The organism is Edaphobacter flagellatus (assembly GCF_025264665.1).
Lineage (GTDB): Bacteria > Acidobacteriota > Terriglobia > Terriglobales > Acidobacteriaceae > Edaphobacter > Edaphobacter flagellatus.
Genome location: NZ_CP073697.1, coordinates 3,041,928 through 3,060,014 on the forward strand (window position 1 = coordinate 3,041,928; position 18,087 = coordinate 3,060,014).

Below are 18,087 nucleotides of genomic sequence, written 5' to 3' on the forward strand. Positions count from 1 at the left end.
CTTATGTGGAGCGGATTAAAGACCCCGATTCGCATAGGCAGCTTCGCATGTGGAGTTATTGATCTGATGCTAGTAGTTCATGTTGAAAGATGCCATACAGGACTGAGCCGATTATTCCGTGTGCATGGGCCGCAAAGTTTGCCCCAAAACTGACGTGAAGAGCCCGCACAGCGCGTTATTTCGCGCTGTACGGCCGGAACAGTAGTTCTGGAGAATCCGGGTTGGGTATGATGCAGTCATCGCAGGATTTTGGAAGCACTTTGTTTCCAGGGGTGAAGGATTGTCTACTGCCGCAGGCTCACGGAGTGTCTGGTGGGGGCGAGCGTGCCGATTGGCATTGCTGGCTACAGTATGCTTCGTGGGAAGAAGCCGTGGTTTGGCGCAATGCTCAGGCATTGCCTCAACTCCAGATAAGGCGGCGGAATGTGCTGCGCATGCGGTTCCGATGACGACACTGAAGACGATCGATTCTGCGCGACTTTACGGGCTGGCCGAACTGGTCGACATAGCGGAACAGAATAATCCTCAAACACGGATTGTGTGGGAGCGAGCCAAACAGCGTGCCGATGAACTGGGAGTGGCAAGGAGCGCATATTACCCGGTATTGGTTGGAGTAGCAGCGTTTGCGGATCAAAGAATCATCAATCCGTTTCCGATTCCTCTGGCTCCGCGAGGGTATGTCATGGTAGAGATTCCGGCAATAGTACCGGAGATCACGCTTGATTATCTGCTTTTTGACTTCGGCAAGAGAGGGGCGCGAGTTGACTCTGCAACTGCTGCAAAGCTAGCGGCGGGTGCGAACTTTATCCAAACAAACCAGCAGGTGGCATTTCAAGTGGCGACCACATATTACAAGCTGGTTGCGCAGCAGGAGCGATTAGAGGCGGCACATCAGACGCTGAAGACAGCGCAAACGACACAGGACGCAGCGGAGGCACAGTTGGCGAATGGACGATCCACCATTCCGGATGTTCTGAATGCGAGGGCGGAGACAGCGCAGGCAGCATTCGATATGGAATCAGCCGATGGGGATGAAAAAATTGCGCGTGTAGCGCTGACTCAGACGTTGGGTGTTGAGCCGTCTCCGAATATCACGATCGATGCGGCGAGGGATGCTCCATTGCCCGAGTCGCTAACGTTGTCTATTGACGAGCTGATTGACAGAGCAATGAAAGACAGGCCTGACCTTGCAGCGCAGGCGCTAGAGATTCGCCGCGCAGACGATACGATCAAAGCTGCACGATCAGAGTATTGGCCACAAGCGGTATTGCAGGGGAATGCAGCCTACACGTCGATCTGGCCTACTGCGGACTATGGGAAGTTGGGTTCTACGGGGCAGGCGACCTGGGCAGCGACGCTCGCGATTGAATGGAAACTGTTTGACGGCGGAGCAAGAAAGAACGAGCTGGCTAAAGCGCAATCAGAGAAACGCACGGCGGCGGAGGAACTGCGGGAAAAGAAAGACAATGCAACGCGTGAAGTCTGGACTGCATATATAGCATTTCATACCGCCCTGAGGAAGGAGCGCGCGGCTCAGGCGTTGCTTGAGAGCGCCAATGCTTCATACTCCTCATCGCTCGATGCATATAAGTATGGAGTGAAGAATCTGATCGACGTCGTGACGGCTGAAAAGCAGCTCGCGTTGGCGCGTTATTCAAGTGTTGCTGCAAGGTCAGAACTCTTTCTCGAAGCAGTGGATCTGGAATTCGTAACAGGCAACCTGCTGCGGACGCAGCAAAAGGCGACGAAAGCAGGCACGGGGGCAAGCGTGACAGGGAATCCTACGGCAGGTGATAAAACGCAATGATGCGACGAACGATGTTGCTGGCGGTGACGTGTTTGTTATGTGCGGGATGCGGAAGAGCACCGGCGTTCGATATTATCGGCTCATTTTTCCCGGCTTGGATCGTGTGTCTAACTGTTGCGATAGTACTGGCATCTGTGTTGCGGGTGCTGCTGCTGCGATGGCAATTTGAGCAGGAGGTGGGGCCAGTTGCGCTGTTTTATCCAAGCGTGGTGGTGCTCCTGAGCTGTACGTTGTGGCTGATTTTTTTCCGGTAAGGGGCTGGCAATGGACGAAACAGAACTACAGAAACGCAGGAAACTGGGCAGACGAATTCTGATCGGCGTGGTGGTCGGGGCAGTTGTCATGCTGCTGCGGGCAGTCTTCGAAACGAATGCAAATCCGCGCACGGATGATGCAAGCGTGTGGGCAAACTACATTGAGATTGCTCCTGAGGTGGCCGGAAGGGTTGTCCAGCTTCCTGTAAAGGATAATCAGTTTGTAAAGAAAGGCGATCTTTTGTACGAGATCGATCCCAGGCCATATGAATATGCTCTGCAACAAGCGTTAGCCGACCAGGAGCTGCTGGAGCAGCAAATCATTGACTACAAGAGAAGAATTGTGGCCCAGAATCATGCGGTAACTGCTGCGGGCGCTGCCGTTCATGTTTCGAAGACAGGAGTCCAGACGGCAAGCACCAGCATCGAGCTTGCAAAGGCTGTGGTGACTCGGGCTAAAGCAGCAGTCACTGCCGCAGAAGCAAAGCTGAAGTACGCAACCAACGATAGAGACCGCATTCAGCCGCTGCTGGTGAAGCAATATGTAACGGTTGACCAGGTGGACCAGGCGAACACAGCAGTGCGTGTGGCGCAGGGAAACTATGATGAGGCGCAAGCTGCGTTGCTGCAGGCGCAAGTCTCTTTGGATCAGTCAATGCTGCAGCATGAGCAGGCGCAGAAGACGGAGGTGGAGTCGCAGGCAAAGCTGGGGCAAGCGGAATATACGGTTGACCGCGTGGAAACCCTGCTGGCACAGCGGCCGGTCAAAGCAGCAAAAGTCGACGACGCACGATTGAACTTGAAGTGGACGCATGTGGTAGCTCCGTTCGATGCATATGTAACGGCTCTTAATATCTCGGAAGGAGCGTACGCGCACGTCGGGACACCGCTATTCACTCTGATCGATACCCGGAACTGGTATGTGATTGCGAATTACAGAGAATCCAAACTGAAAAATATTAAAATAGGCGCCCCCGTGGACGTTTATCTGATGGGGCATCCAGATCGCAGGTTCAAAGGAAAAGTGGATAGCATCGGGTTCGGTGTGTTTCCAGAAGACGGTAAAGTCGCGGCTGGGCTCCCGCAGATTGAACGCACGCTGAATTGGGTACACCTATCATCGCGCTTCCCGGTAAGAGTTCAAGTGGAGGATCCAGATCCGGAACTGTTTCGTGTGGGGTCTACAGCGGTGACCGTCGTGAGGTAAGTGAATGACCGATACCTTGACAGTGTGGGCAGATCGTTTTTGGGAAGATCTGCAGCCTACACCAGGAAGACTCAATAGTTCACTGCGAATTGTGCTATCCACAGTGCTGGCGCTGGTGCTGATCATGGCCCTGAGAATGCCACAGGCAGCATTAGGACTCTATTTTATTTTTTTGATCGGTAGAGATTCTCCTTCAATTTCGGTTCGATCTGGGTTCTTTTCTTTGTTGGCATTGATAGCAAGTGTGACAACTGTGCTGGCTGTAGTGTCGCTGACAGATAACGATCCCGCAGTGCGTTTACTGAGCGTGTCCATTGTATCGTTTCTGGCAGGCATGCTGATGCTGTCGACCACGGTGACCGTGCTGGCATCTACATGGGGTTTCATCTACTGCTTGCTGATTACATTCTGGGAGACACAAGCCTCCCCAGATTTCATTGTGAAGCAGAGCCTGTATGTGGTTGGAACTGTTGCCATCGGAATTGGGTGCGCAGTGGCCGTGGAGTATGTATTTGGGAACAAGCATCCTGCAGAGGAACTGCAGAAACAAAGGCTCATGCGGTACGAGGCATTGGAGCGTATGTTCCGCTTATATGCGCAGGGAGCTCCCAAAGAGCAGATTGGCCCCGCTGTTATTGCCGTTTCACGGCTAGCAGCCGCTGGGCAAAACGGAATGATGCATCTGTACAACATCATTGTAGATAGAGCCATCGATCCGGGGTCCCTGCCGATTGGAACACGTGTTCGTATCACTATGCTTGCCCAATTGATGGACGTCGCTGCAGCCTTTGGAATGCAAAACCCGGCTATTGAAGATGAAGAAATCCGCAGACGGTGTGAGCATATCGCTACTCTCACGGAAGATTTAACGCGCGGCATCATGCCTGCGGATGAACTGAGATTTCGAGAGCCGCAGGCCGGTACGGGACTTCTGGATCGCGTAGATCAGAATCTTCATGCAATCCTAACGATGCCTTTGGAGCCTGTTGAGAAAGATAAAGAGCTCGCAGCACTCCCTTCGAGCAAAGTCTCGATCTTTATCCCAGGCGCGTTTTGGCGGAAAGAGACGGTGACGTTTGCTCTAAAGATCAGCTTGTGCGCGACTATCTGCTACATTATCGTGCGGGCGGTAGCGTGGCCAGGCATCTCAACGGCAGTGATTACGGTGTTAATTTCAGGGCTGAGCACCAGTGGCGCAATCAAACAAAAGCTCATCTTCCGGTTGGCAGGGTCGGCGATCGGCGGTTTGATATTAGGACTCGGCGCAACCATATTCTTATTCCCGCACATGGATTCCATCACTGCTTTAGTACTGCTCGTGGGAGGCGTGGCCATGTTGGCGGCATGGTGGGCCGCCGGGCGACAGTTCGGTTATGTCGGGTTACAGATTGCCTTTTCATTTTATCTGGTTGCCTTCGAGGGATTCAGCGCATCGACTGAGCTCGCTCCTGCGCGGGACAGATTTATCGGGATTCTGCTTGCTCTGGTTGTAATGGCATTTGTCTTTGATCTTCTATGGCCGGTACGAACGGTGACAGCAATGCGAGCAGCGCTCGCTTCCATGCTACAGAGTGAGGCCAAGTTCCTGCGTCTAAGCACAACAGGAGCGCGTTCGGATGAACTCCTGAAGCAGGCTAATACACTCCGCGATCAGATAGGCAAAACGATGGCATCTATCCGAACTCTGAATGATACGGTGGAATATGAGTTTGGTGTAGATATCGCTCAACATAAGAGAAGTGGCGAGGCAATACTAGGCGCTGCACTTACTTCTGTAGCATTTTTCTGGAACCAATTTGCTGTACTGCATCGTTCCGAAGATCACGACTTCGTCGCACAGCCGCAACTGATAGCAATGCGTGCACGAATGGCCGAAGGCCTGGAGAAGATGTCCATCTCTGTTGCACAGAAGAAAAACTTTGAAGAAGAATTTCCTTCGGACGTTTTAGATCCAGACATATTAGGTAGTTCGCGCTATGGCGAATACGCGCGGAATTCAATAGGGCGCTACGAAGAGTTGGAGCGCATTGTGGAGACATTGCGAGTCCTCATCTGAAACAATAGAGGGCGCGCCAGTTGGCACGCCCTCTATGCCTCCTACCAAGTTTCACCTCAGCTATTGAGTAAAGCAGATGGGTAGAATTTTTAGGGATTAATATTATGAGGAGACCTTGAACAGGTCTCCTCATAATAGTTGTTCTGAATACTCGTCGCCAGACGGCTTCGCTCTAATTTTTAGAAAGTCAGGCGGGCGGCGATCTGCATTTGTCTAGGAGCGCCTGCCGACGAAATTACTCCGTAAAGAGAATTGCCGATAGTGCTTCCAGGAGCATTGAACTGTGGATGATTCAGAAGATTAAATCCTTCAAGCCGTAGGTTGAGATTCCCTTCATGAAGTATCGGAAGGGGGAAGTTCCTCTGCAGGCTGAGATTCAACTGATTACGGCCTGGAGCACGCAGGATATTTCGTCCTGCATTGCCAAATGTATATTGGGCAGTATTGATATAGCAGGCGGTGTTGAACCATTGTTGTCTGGTGCCAGGTCCGCCAATATTTCCATTGCATATCTGTGTAGGACGGGTAATCGTTCCTGCATTGGCTGCGTCATAGCTCATTGTTGGCGTGAAAGGGAGTCCAGTCTGATATTGATAGACAGGCGATATAGCCCATCCACCAATAATTGCTGAAGCTACCTCGCTTCGATTCAGGAACATTTTCCCTTTGCCAAAGGGCAGCTCCGCGATTCCCGTAAGAACGTAACGGAATCGAACGTCGTTATCGCCAGAGGCATAATTGGCGCGGACGTTGTAGTTATCTTGTATTGTGTCGCCTCCGCCGCATGTATCGCACAGATCAAGCGCTGGGTTCTGCAAATCAAACGCATGACCATAGGTAAAGGCATTCAGAAAGGAATAGCCATGGTCGAATCGCTTTTCAAACTTTGCTGAAAGACCTTCATACTGACTCGAATTCCAGTTCCCGATCGTCTTCACGGGAGTGATGGTGTAAGTTGCCAAGGGCCTTCTGGAATTGACTGTCGTAGCGTTCAGAATTGTGGGCTGATTGCCTTGTCCGAGCCCTAGCAGCTGCGATCCGTGATTGCCCACATAATTAACTTCGATCAATACGCCCCAGGGAAGCTGTTTCTGAACGCTAAGGCTCCACTGTTGAACGTATGCAGTCTGGAAGTGTTCACGCCAACTCACCAGCGCCGCAGTTGCGCTTGGTATGAGCTTGTAGGACGAGACCGGGATAGGCGAGGGTCGTGGGATCGACGCCGACGACGAGAGAACAAACCCAGTTGCCGGATTCAGCTGATCGCTGGAAATCGTCGTTGAGCCATAGCCAAAGAACGGAGGATTGCTGGTCATACGGTTTGTTACACCAGTGCCCTCATCCTGCGCATAGAAAATACCATACGAACCGCGTACCGTCATGTCTTTCGCTCCGGGGATTCTGTAGGCGAAGCCAAGACGGGGCGCAATATTGTTGCGATCTGGATAAATTAATCCTCGAGGAAGGCGTGAGTCGCCTGAGAAGACAATCTGACCGTAGAGGGGGCCTGGATCGAGGATGAAGTTCCCCATGCGATTCTGGGTTTCGATGAAGGGGGATCCATATTCATAACGAATCCCGTAATTCACCGTAAGATTCGGAGTTACCTGCCATTGGTCGGCAACATAGATACCGTAGGCGATACCGCGTTCTTCATTTTCAGCAACGGTTCCGGTTGTTAAGGAGTTCGCATCTCCCAGTAGCAGATCGGCAATTGGGTTGCCTGAATTTGTTCGCGCTTTCGGATTCTGTGTGAAGACACCTGTGAAACCAAACGACGAGCGGCCGTTAGATGTTGCAAAGGTGCGTGGGCGAATCCAAAGAAATTCACCTCCGGCTTTGTATTGATGCTTACCGTGTAACCAGGAAAGGTTATCCGCGAAATCAAAGACGCCGGACGTTTTGTTGAGTGGACTATTACCGCAGCATGGGCCCTGATTCCCGAGGGCTGTGATATTGGACACGTTAAAGGTAGGAGTTCCGGTCGTAACGCGAAGGTCCAGGGCCCCAGGGATGATCTCGTTTCTGGGCGATACGCCACCGGAATTGATACCCATCGTTGCCCATGAAAAGCGGAACTCGTTCAGCAATGAGTTGGTAATGATCCTTGTATAGCCCATTCCAATTCCTTGCGATGTAACGGTAGAAACACCCGGGTTGGATGCGGGGCTTGGTAGGGCAGCCTCATTCGCGGTAGCGGAATTCGTCTGCGCATAACGCACGAAAACGGAGTCCTTCTGTGAAAGCTGAACGTCGCCGCGAGCAATTCCATTCTTGCTATCGATACGATCTGGCGCGTTGCGGCTATAGGCATTTGGGCCGAGGGAGGGATTATTCGGCAAGGGATAGTACTGTGTGAGTGCAGATCCGATGGAGTTCAACCGGCTCATCGGAATGATGTTGCCTGCAAATTGAGTCCGTGTTGCATTGGCTCCCGTCCCAGTTGTTGTAGATGGATCGAAAATTGGGACCACGGTGCCTGCGGTACTTAGCGATTTAGAGAAATCCCCAACTCTCTCCAATGCGGTCGGCACCGTCGCCGTTGAGGGGGATTCATCCCGCTGATGAACGCCTTCGTAAGCGGCAAAGAAAAATGCTTTGTCGTGAAGAATAGGCCCGCCGAACGAACCACCATATTGATTACGCACAAGCAAAGGTTTTGATGTTGCAAAATAGTTTTGTGCATCAAGATTGTCATTCCGAAGAAAATCATAGGCAGAACCATGAAACTGGTTCGTTCCGCTCTTCGTGATTGCGTTGACAACTCCTCCTGCAGCCGCGCCGAATTCAGCGGAGAAATTACTCGTCTGTACCGTAAACTCGCGTAACGCGTCGAGTGGTGGTCGAACCATATCTCGGGTCTGGTTGTCGAGGCCACGTAAATAGTTAACGTTGCGTGCTCCGTCTAGCAGAAAGGCATTCTGCAAGCCGGTATTGCCATATGCGGAGAAGGTATTATCGCGGCCGGAAGAGGTGGGGATGGCGCCTGGAACATAATTAGCTGCGTCGAGATAATTGCGGCCATTCAAAGGCAGGTCCGTCACCTGCTTGCCGCTGATAACCTGCGCGATTGTCGCCGATTGGTCCTCCACAAGCGGAGCATCGCCTGTAACTGTAACGACTTGTGACGATTCGCCCAACTCCAGTACCACATCAAGAGAGAGTGCGGAGCCAACGGAGACAGAGATGCCATTCCGGTCAACCGTCTTGAAGCCCACCGCCACAATATGCGTGTTGTAGCGTCCCGGCTGAAGCAGGGGGACCCGGGCAATGCCCTGATCGTTCGATTTCAGGACACGAACGACAACTCCGGTATCCGTTCCGCTGATGGTGACTTCAGCATCCTTTATCACCGCGCCCGATGCGTCGGTGATATTGATGCTCATTTCTCCGGTAGCTGCCTGCGACAGCACGACAGATCGGGCAGAGAGTAGAAACACAATAAGAACAAGTCCCTTATATAGACGATTCATCAATTTTGTGACGGCTGCGCCGCTCCTCCAAATGGTCTTGCAGATGTTGAAAGGATGGGATTGCTATCTCAAGCCCAAATGCGTTATGACACACCGGCAGGTGCCTTAGCTGGATGATCGATATCCATCGGATCGCCCAGTTCCTTCTGTTTCTGCTTGAGTTTTGCAATCAGTTCTCGCTTGATGCCTGCGTACGCTGGATCATCTACGAGGTCATGCATCTCCCAGGGATCTTTTTCAAGGTCGAAGACCTGGTAGCGATTAAGGTGTGCATAGAAGATCAACTTGTGCTGCTTCGTGCGGATGGAGCGCTGCAAAATGTTCAGCCATCCGAACATGGCATCATTGACAGGTTGTGGGCTCTCTGAGCGAAGCATCGGGGCAAGCGATGGAAATTCAACATGCTCAGGAACCGTGACTCCTGCCAGATCGCATGTGGTGGCGTACATGGAGTGCTGGTAAACCATCTCGTCCACGCGCTTGCCAGCCTTGACACTAGGGCCAGCCATGATGAGAGGCATACGCATGGAGCACTCATACTGATTCTGTTTGCCCATCAAACCGTGCTCACCCACTGCCAGGCCATGATCGGCCGTCACGATCACGTATGTGTTGTCTGCCTTGCCCGAGGCCTTCAACGCATCGAAGATGCGCCCGATCTGAGCATCCATGTGCGTGATGATGGCGTAGTACTCGCGACGATGAACCCGAACGTCATACTCAGTGCGGGGGAAAGGTGCCAGCAACTCATCGCGGGTCTTATGCTCACCCTGGTCAAAAGGGTGTTCTGGAAGAAAGTTTGGAGGAATTGCAATCTTGTCCACCGGATACATGTCGAGATACTCCTGTGGTGCCTGCCGAGGATCATGAGGAGCATTGAAGCCGATATACATGAAGAAGGGGTTCGTCTTTTTGGGTACGACTTTAGTCAGATGATCGATTGCAGCATCCGCATACAATTCGCTCGAGTGTTGAATGGTCTGATCGCCGCGATGATTCAACCACAACCCCTTTTTGAGCCAGTGCCCGAGGAGAGACTTGTTGGCGGGGTTCCAGTTATTTCCGGAGGCAGGTCGGTCGTACATGTCCTGTGTCGAAGGTAGGTAACCTGGAGCAACTGGCCCCATCTCGCTGAATGAGCGCTGCAGACTCACGGCATCCAGATGCCATTTCCCGGTGATATAGGTGTCGTATCCGGCTTCACGCAGAGTCTGTCCCCAGACTGGCTTGTCGGTTGCCTGATTCGAGGAGTCCTGCCGGTTAGCACGAAAGGCTGAAAGACCAGTATTCAGCATGGTCCGGCTCGCCACGCAGACTGCGCCCGTCCACGATCCCTGATGGAAACAATGGGTAAAGTGGCAGCCTGAACGGACAAGTTTGTCCAGATTTGGTGTTTTTACCTCTGGATTATTAATGGAGTTGATCGTACGGAACATCAGATCGTCCGCAATGATGAAGAGGAAGTTGGGGCGCTTCTCGGCTACAACTGATCCTAGCGACATAGCCGGACGCGATTGCACTCCAGCAAGGGCGGCGAACGATGAGGTAAGTCCAATAAATTTACGTCGATTCAAGGTTGTGCTCGTTTCTTTGCCGGAGGTAGTATCGTGCTCTTCCACGGCAGGGAGGCAAAGCCCTGTCTCTGGAAACAGTGAGAGATCAAGCGCAGACACGCCTGACGCACATTGTCGAAGCAGAAGAAAATGTAAGGATTAGGGTCTACAGATGTAACGGGAAGCGAGGGGTTTCACGGTGTATGACACGGTGAAATTCGCTGATGGGAGAGGGGTTAACATCTTAAAATCAGATTAGCGACGTCAGCCGGTTTTGTCCATTCTCTACAGAAATCTCAAGAGTGATGAAACCATAAATGAAGGAAGCACGATGGAAATCAAGCCCGTAATGGAAAGCCCGGGTTCTGCAGAACCCGAGGAGCTTCGCAATCTGCTAAAGCACATTATCGGCAGTCGGACCTTCAATAAATCTCCCCGATTGTGTTCGTTGCTTGAGTTCATTACCGAAAATTCGCTCTCGGGTAATCTGGAAAATCTCACGGAGCAACAGATCGGTATTCAGGTATTCAAGCGCTCGCCGGGATATAACTCCGGTGAAGATACGATCGTTCGCGGAACGGCTCGGCTCCTCCGCCAAAGATTGGAACAGTACTATCAGGACGAGGGCCGAAACGATTCCTTCCGCATAACGATACCTAAAGGCGGCTATGTCGCTCATTTTGAGGCGAATACAGAGGCTTATCAAAACCGGATCATGGGTCAGTTGGATACCGTTTCTGCCCCAGATCCTGGTTCAGCCCATTCTATAGAGAGCGAAAGGACGGGCTGGCCCACGTCTGCCCGGATTCTTGTCAGCTTATGTTGCGCTTTGGCGATCCTCTCGCCGCTCGGCATTTATTTTTGGATGCAATCACCTCAACCTGCCTTACCCGCAAAAGGGCCGCAACCTCTTTGGCACGCGCTTTTCATGGCAGATAGAAAAACGATTATTGTGCCTGGCGATGCCAGCCTCGATGCATACATTGCATGGGAGCAGCGGAGTGTCTCTCTGGAAGACTATGCCAACCAGAATTATCAGCACAATGTAACCAACAGCCGGCCGCCTTCAAAGCGGGATGTCCCCCTCAGCATTCGCTCCGTGACGCCAATGGCAGACCTTCGTCTTGTGTCCGAGTTGGTGCGCGTTCCCGAGCGCATGGGCATGCCTGCCCTGGAGCGCAATATGGAGATCCGCTATGCCCGTGACATAGCCATTGCCGATACGCATGACAACAATCTCATCCTCATTGGGTCCGAGACCTTCAATCCGTGGGTTACCCTCTATCAACCTCAGATGGATTTTGTCGCTCACTGGGATTTCGTAAACGACATATACGTCATCGACAATAAGGCGCCCAAAAAGGGAGAGCAGGAGCATTATTACTACGATCGCCGCAAGAGCGATGCTCAGAATGCGTTTACCCATGTCGCTTTTGTCGAGAACTCACAAGGCCAGGGCAATGTTCTGGTGGTTGAAGGAACGACGATGGGTACTACCTACGGGGCCGTAAATTTTTTCAACCAGGAACAGTTATGGAAGCCGGTCATTGATGCTGCAACCGGCCCAGCTGGGCATATCCGCAACTTTGAAGTTCTCCTAAGTGGAGGATTCGTACATGGTGGCGTCAGCAACACACGCATTATTGCAATCCATATCCATTAGCTTTGCAGAATAAAACTCCCCCATCAGTCGCTCTCCTCTCCCGCGGCCTAAAGATATGCTTGCCGTCTAGGACAATTGCTCCATGACAGGACGATGAAACAATACTGAAAATACTTCTACGTGTATGAAATTGTTATAGACATCCGTCTTTGCTGATAACGATGCTTTGCATGATGCGGGTTATCTTTCGAGGATGAAGAATAGATCTCGCCTATGAAGCCGGTATATCTCACAGCACTACTCATAACATGCCTCTCCTTGAAGGCGTTACATGCCCAGCAAAAGGGTGCGGCCTCCGGTCAGCAACTCTTTGCGACGAACTGCTCCGCTTGCCATGGTGCGGATGGTCGTGGAGGCGAACGCGCACCGAATATTGCTACAACCCGGCGCGTCGTGGCATTGACCGATAACGACCTTGAATCAACCGTCAAAAACGGTTTGCCAAGTGTCGGTATGCCCTCTTTTGGTTTTCTCGGGGCAGAAAAAATATCCAATGTGGTTGCTTATCTTCGCGTACTGCAAGGTAAGAACATCGTCGTTTCCGTACCAGGCGATGCAGCAGCAGGTCGTACTCTCTTCTACGGCAAGGCCGATTGTGCCAAGTGCCACATGATGCATGGTGAGGGTGGCTTTCTGGCATCAGACCTTTCGACCTATGGCAGCAATGTCAAGCCGGAACAGGCGCGCCACGCCATCGTCGATCCAGGCAGTAGCCTAGAACCGACTGCAAAGGCCATCGAGCTTGAGACTCGCACCGGTCAACATATCTCAGGCAGCCTGCGTCAGGAAGACAACTTCAATATTGCGATCCAGACCCCTGATGGCCGCTTCCATCTCTACAAAAAAGCGGAGCTGGCACGAATACTGCACACCTCAACTCCCATCATGCCTGTGGACTACGGCGCGAAGCTCACGCAGAAAGAATTAGACGATATCGTAAGCTACCTCATTACAACGGCATCCCCTTCTGCACAGCATGCAAGAAGAAGGAGCAGTGATGCTGATGAGTAAGCAATGCCTCCTGAAGATCTCGTTGCTTCTCATCTCTCTTGCTCCAGCGGTAGTTGCCCAGACCGCCAGGCCACCCCGCGCCTTTGAGCTGCAGGCACTGGATCCGGCATTCTGGAACCTGATCGATCCCAACGCAAAGCTTGAGACGATGGGAAGCGGCTTCGGCTTTACAGAAGGCCCTGTCTGGGACCCCGCAGACTTTCTCTACGTCAGCGACGAGGAGAAGAACGCAATCTATCGTCTCTTTCCCGATGGCCGTAACGAACAGCTGATTGCACTCGGTGATCCTGATGGCAGCACTTATGACAAGCGGCATCAACTCATCGACTGTGCCAGTGTACTGCGCGCTATCATTCGCATATCGAAAGACGGTACATATACAGTTCTCGCGGACAGGTTTGAAGGCAACCGCTTCAATAGTCCCAACGATGTTACTTTAGGGCCCGACGGCTCGATCTATTTCACTGATCCCACGCTCGATCTCGTTGCAGGAGAAAAACAGGAGATTCCATTTCAGGGAGTCTACCGACTCGATGCTGCTGGAAAAGTCTCGCTGCTCACGCGCGATCTGCAGCAACCAAACGGATTAGCATTCTCTCCTGATGGACGTTACCTCTTCATTGATGATTCCAAGACGCGTAAGATACACAGGTACGCCTTTCATCCCAACGGCACTATCTCCGACGGCGTTTTATTCGCCGACGAAAATGTCGAAGGCTCGCGTGCCGTTCCCGATGGCATGAAGTTCGACACCAAAGGCAATCTTTATGTGACCGGGCCGAAAGGCATCTGGGTGTGGAGCCAGAATGGCAAGCACCTCGGTACGATTGTTCTTCCCGAGCAGCCAGCGAATCTGACGTGGGGAGCCCGTGATTATTCCACACTCTTCATAACTGCAGGCCACTTCGTCTATACGCTGAATACGCAAGTTCGAGGTTTTCTCTCTTATCCCATCGCAGCACAAGCATCCTCTGTGAGGAGCACAACCAAGTGATTCACAATGATTTCCGAGTTCGACCATTTCTGCTGGGAGTCGCGCTGTTGCTCAACGTCTCCTTTGCGGCAGCGCAGCAAATTGCTTCCACGGCGAAGCCACAGGGTGAAGTAAACGTCACGCAGCACGATCTCACCTCAACGACTCTCCGCGACAACTGGCCCTCGTACAATGGCGACTATACTGGCCGGCGCTATTCCAGTCTGACGCAGGTGACTCCCGAAAACGTGCATCAATTGCGTGCACAGTGGGTCTTTCACAGTCGCAATGCCGGCACACTCCAGGTTACGCCGGTTGTTGTAGCAGGAGTTATGTTCGTCACCGGATCCAACGATGCTTATGCACTCGATGCTGCTACCGGCAGGACACTTTGGCATCATGCTTACCCCATATCACAAGGCCTCATTGACGATGCATCCGGCCACATCAACCGTGGAGTTGCTGTGCTTGGTACGCGCGTTTATATGGAGACAGACAACGCGCATCTTCTCTGCCTCGATGCGCGATCGGGCAACCTGCTGTGGGACGTTCCCTATGCTTTTGACAACAAGAACTACGGAGCGACCAGCGCACCGTTGATCGTGAAAGACAAGGTGATCGTCGGCACCTCTGGTGGCGACGATGGTGTGCGTGGCTTTGTCGCAGCCTTCGATGCTATCTCGGGTAAAGAGGCATGGCGTTTCTGGACGATCCCCGCGCCGGGTGAGTTCGGCTCGTCGAGCTGGCCGGGCGATATGTATCTCCACGGAGGTGCCACGACTTGGATGCCAGGAACTTACGACCCTGATTTGAATACGATCTACTGGGGAACCAGTAACCCCTCGCCCGACTTCGATGGCAGCGTACGTCCTGGCGATGATCTCTACACCGCTTGCGTGCTTGCGCTCGATCCCGACACCGGCAAGTTGAAATGGTACTTTCAATTCACGCCGCACGACCTCAACGACTATGACGCGACGGAGACGCCAGTCCTGATCGACGCCGTCTACAAGGGGAGTTCGCGCAAGCTATTGTTGGAGGCCAATCGCAACGGCTTTGTCTACCTGCTCGATCGCACGAACGGGAAGTTTCTCGAGGCAAAGCAATTTGCAGAGAAGCTGAACTGGGCCAAGAGCATCGATGCGAAGGGACGCCCCATCCTCACAGGCATCGTTCCAACCGCCGAAGGCACACGTATCTGTCCCAGCTTTGCCGGGGCAACAAACTGGTACTCACCAAGCTACAACGAAAAAACGAATCTCTTCTACTTCATGACGCTGGAGGACTGTAGCATCTTCTCCACGAAGACGGAAGGGTTCGAAGAGGGTAAGGCCTACTACTCCACCGGCGCCAAACATCGTCCGGAAGAGGACGCAAAGAAGTATCTGCTCGCCTACGATTTCCGTAAAGGAGAATTCGCTTGGCGTTACCCGCAGATCGGCAATGCGCACTCCTTCGCAGGTGTGATGAGCACTGCCACAGGCCTCGTCGCCTTCGGAGACGACTCCGAGATGTTCGAGATCGTCGACGGGCACACCGGCAAACCGCTCTGGCACTTCAACGTCGGCCAGCCGCTGCACGCCTCGCCGATGAGCTATGCCGTCAATGGAAAGCAGTACTTTGCCATCGCTGCCGGCAGCGATCTCTTCACTTTTGCTTTGCCGTAGCGGGTGCGCAAGCATCGGCATACGGCTGTATAGCCTCTTGAATCTTATGGATCACCAGCTCGTGCGGAACAGGCTTCAGACGGCCTGCCCGCACGGCAAGATATTGCTGCGGTAGAGCGGCCGAGAGCATCGTCTCCGGTATCGCAACCGAAGCCAGATTCTTCATCAGAAGATCGACGGCTGCGCTGATTACGGGGTCCGGCCAATAATAACGAATGCGGTCGCTATAGCTATACCTGCGCAGCAGACGCTGTTCCTCTGCCATACCGTGATAGTGCTTGTTCCAGTTCTGGGGATGAAGCATCATCTGCTGTTCCACAATCTCGGCCAGATTCGAGCAGCGTGCGTTAGGAATAAGCTCCTTCTCAATCAGATCAAGAGCAAAAAGAGCCTCTCGCAGAGCGAAGGTGAGAGCCGGGCCTACTTTAAGAATGCCAAAGCCATCGCGCACTAGCTCTTTGTACGCTGCCGGCCTCTGATAGTCCGTCGAATGCGCCTCGAAGACGATCCCGCCCTCATCGCGCAGCAACGTTTGCAGCTCACGGGTTTTGCTGGAGACATAGTCGACGACCGAGTCATGATTGAACTCCACACCGGGTTGCACAACCAGCGCAATGACGCGCGGCCAAACAGCGCCTAACCCAGCCGCAAGAAATGTCTCACGATGAATCTCGAGCGTTCGCTGGGCATGTTCGCGTGACGTAACCTGCAGTTCTGCGAGAGACTCCGTCGCTCCGCCCGGAACAGGCACCTCTGTTCCGATGACGTAGTAGCGCGGAGTGCCTCCACTCGCCTGCTCGGAGGCCCGACACAGGCGCGCTGCTCGCTCTGCAACAACACTGTCCGGGAGTGGGGCCTGCTCACTCTCACATGCCATGCTGGCGTCCAGATGAATCTTTGCAAAGCCTGCAGCAGAATATTCCGTGACCATGGCCTCCGCAAGCTGCATCGCCTCTTCCGCAGGAAGAGACTGCCAGGGATTCGGCCCAAGGTGATCCCCCCCTAAGATCACGCGCTCTTCAGGAAGCCCATGTTCCTTCGCGATGCGAAGTGCAAATTCCCGAAAATCTTTCGGCCGCATACCGATATAGCCGCCAAGCTGGTTCACCTGGTTCGAAGTCGCTTCGACCAGTAGCGAACTCTTATCCGCAACCGCCTGCCGCACGGCGGCCTCCAGCACAAGCGGATGGGCCGAGCATACGGAGTAGATTCCTTCGGGAGCTCCGGAAAGAAAGGACCGTCCAAGTCGTTCGAGAATACTCATCAGAAAAAATCACTCCGATTGACGTCTAATATGCAGATTAAATATATACAGTTAAGGAATAAAAAGTAATAAATCGAAATCATGCCTCACCGGTGAGCATAATGGAAACTCAAGACAAGTTTGTAGCGATGGTCAGCGCCAAGGCCGAAGTTGATCTTCGGCTCAGTGACTTTCAGCCCGTCTCGGAGCTGCGTACCCCGCAGCACATTATCGAACGGCCTCGCTTTCCGGCAATCGATTACCACAATCATCTTGATGCGCTTCAGCCATCCAGCGTGCTTCGCATTATGGATGAATGCGGCCTCGAAAAGATCGTCAATATCACCATGCACACCGGCGATGAAGCCCTCGCCATCATGGATCGCTTTCATGCAGCGTCTCCATCCAGATTTCACTCGATTGGTTGGATGGATTGGCATGACGTCCATCGCGATGACTTTGTGGCGCTCACCTGCACGCGGCTTGAGCATATGGCCGAGCACGGTGCCTGCGGCATCAAGTTCTGGAAAGACTTTGGCCTCACGCTGAAGGACACGAAGGGCCGTCTGCTGAGGATCGACGCCGAACGCTTCGCGCCCATCTTCGACAAGGCAGCAGAACTTGGACTGGCCGTGATGTTCCACACAGCCGATCCGGCAGCATTCTTCAAGCCAATCGATCGTTACAACGAACGTTACGAAGAGCTGGCTGCGCACCCGGACTGGGCCTTCAGCGATGTTCCTGTCGAAAAGTGGTCGCTGCTCGAACAGCGGAATACGGTATTTGCGCGTCACCCGAAGACGACCTTTGTAGGCGCACATATGGGCGAAAGTCCTGAAGATCTCGCATTCGTCGAACGCATGCTGGATCAATATCCGAACGTTCTGATCGATATCTCCGCTCGTGCTGCTGAGCTTGGACGCCAGCCTTATACCGCGCGCAGATTCTTCCTGAAGTTCCCTGATCGCATTCTTTTTGGTTCGGATCTGCTTCCTGAAGTCTCAATGTATCGGCTCTACTATCGCTTTCTCGAGACTGCGGACGAGTACTTTGAGTACCCAACGCACGCCTCTGGCCAAGGCCGCTGGAACATCTGTGGTCTGTTTCTTCCCGATGATGTTCTGCTCAAAATCTACCGGGAAAACGCACTGAAGTTGCTGACCAGATAGCCAACAACCCG

General features: G+C 52.9%; 12 protein-coding genes. 9 read left to right on the forward strand and 3 right to left on the reverse strand.

Features of this window, described 5'->3' with window-relative positions:
* Nucleotides 1-445 precede the first annotated feature (445 nt).
* From KFE13_RS12740 to KFE13_RS12755, 4 genes are read left to right on the forward strand one after another with little or no spacing between them, the layout of a single operon-like run.
* Complete coding sequence (locus KFE13_RS12740) at nt 446-1,807, forward strand: TolC family protein (RefSeq protein WP_260703489.1); 1,362 nt, start codon at nt 446-448, stop codon at nt 1,805-1,807.
* The gene (locus KFE13_RS12745; protein WP_260703490.1) at nt 1,804-2,061 is read left to right on the forward strand and encodes a YtcA family lipoprotein; all 258 of its coding nucleotides are present in this window, start codon (nt 1,804-1,806) and stop codon (nt 2,059-2,061) included. The genes KFE13_RS12740 and KFE13_RS12745 overlap by 4 nt, the downstream gene beginning before the upstream one ends.
* A 10-nt stretch (nt 2,062-2,071) precedes the next feature.
* A complete protein-coding gene (locus KFE13_RS12750) occupies nt 2,072-3,268 on the forward strand; it encodes a biotin/lipoyl-binding protein (protein WP_260703491.1) in 1,197 nt (398 codons plus the stop codon).
* A gap of 4 nt (nt 3,269-3,272) precedes the next feature.
* Nucleotides 3,273-5,324: an FUSC family protein gene (locus KFE13_RS12755; RefSeq protein ID WP_260703492.1), complete on the forward strand. Its 2,052-nt coding sequence runs from the start codon at nt 3,273-3,275 to the stop codon at nt 5,322-5,324.
* Between the two features lie 179 nt (nt 5,325-5,503).
* Here the strand turns inward: KFE13_RS12755 and KFE13_RS12760 are convergent, their stop codons facing one another.
* Both KFE13_RS12760 and KFE13_RS12765 read right to left on the reverse strand, forming a co-directional pair.
* Nucleotides 5,504-8,710, reverse strand: coding sequence for a TonB-dependent receptor (locus tag KFE13_RS12760; protein ID WP_260703493.1), 3,207 nt, complete (start codon nt 8,708-8,710; stop codon nt 5,504-5,506).
* 170 nt (nt 8,711-8,880) lie between these two features.
* The gene (locus tag KFE13_RS12765; RefSeq protein WP_260703494.1) at nt 8,881-10,371 is read right to left on the reverse strand and encodes a sulfatase-like hydrolase/transferase; all 1,491 of its coding nucleotides are present in this window, start codon (nt 10,369-10,371) and stop codon (nt 8,881-8,883) included.
* A 310-nt stretch (nt 10,372-10,681) separates the two neighbouring features.
* Here KFE13_RS12765 and KFE13_RS12770 point away from each other — a divergent pair, with 310 nt between their 5' ends.
* The 4 genes from KFE13_RS12770 (at nt 10,682) to KFE13_RS12785 (ending at nt 15,664) form a co-directional block, all read left to right on the forward strand.
* On the forward strand, nt 10,682-12,013 hold the full coding sequence (locus KFE13_RS12770; protein WP_260703495.1) for a hypothetical protein: 1,332 nt from the start codon (nt 10,682-10,684) through the stop codon (nt 12,011-12,013).
* A 213-nt stretch (nt 12,014-12,226) separates the two neighbouring features.
* Complete coding sequence (locus KFE13_RS12775; protein ID WP_260703496.1) at nt 12,227-13,024, forward strand: c-type cytochrome; 798 nt, start codon at nt 12,227-12,229, stop codon at nt 13,022-13,024.
* Entirely contained in the window at nt 13,017-14,018 is a 1,002-nt protein-coding gene (locus KFE13_RS12780) for an SMP-30/gluconolactonase/LRE family protein (protein WP_260703497.1), read from the forward strand. Before KFE13_RS12775 ends, KFE13_RS12780 begins: the two co-directional genes overlap by 8 nt.
* The gene (locus KFE13_RS12785) at nt 14,015-15,664 is read left to right on the forward strand and encodes a pyrroloquinoline quinone-dependent dehydrogenase (protein ID WP_260703498.1); all 1,650 of its coding nucleotides are present in this window, start codon (nt 14,015-14,017) and stop codon (nt 15,662-15,664) included. The genes KFE13_RS12780 and KFE13_RS12785 overlap by 4 nt, the downstream gene beginning before the upstream one ends.
* Here the strand turns inward: KFE13_RS12785 and KFE13_RS12790 are convergent.
* A complete protein-coding gene (locus KFE13_RS12790; RefSeq protein ID WP_260703499.1) occupies nt 15,645-16,928 on the reverse strand; it encodes a D-tagatose-bisphosphate aldolase, class II, non-catalytic subunit in 1,284 nt (427 codons plus the stop codon). The genes KFE13_RS12785 and KFE13_RS12790 overlap by 20 nt on opposite strands.
* 101 nt (nt 16,929-17,029) lie before the next feature.
* Between KFE13_RS12790 and KFE13_RS12795 the strand changes: the two genes are divergently transcribed.
* The gene (locus KFE13_RS12795) at nt 17,030-18,076 is read left to right on the forward strand and encodes an amidohydrolase family protein (RefSeq protein WP_260703500.1); all 1,047 of its coding nucleotides are present in this window, start codon (nt 17,030-17,032) and stop codon (nt 18,074-18,076) included.
* Nucleotides 18,077-18,087 lie beyond the last annotated feature (11 nt).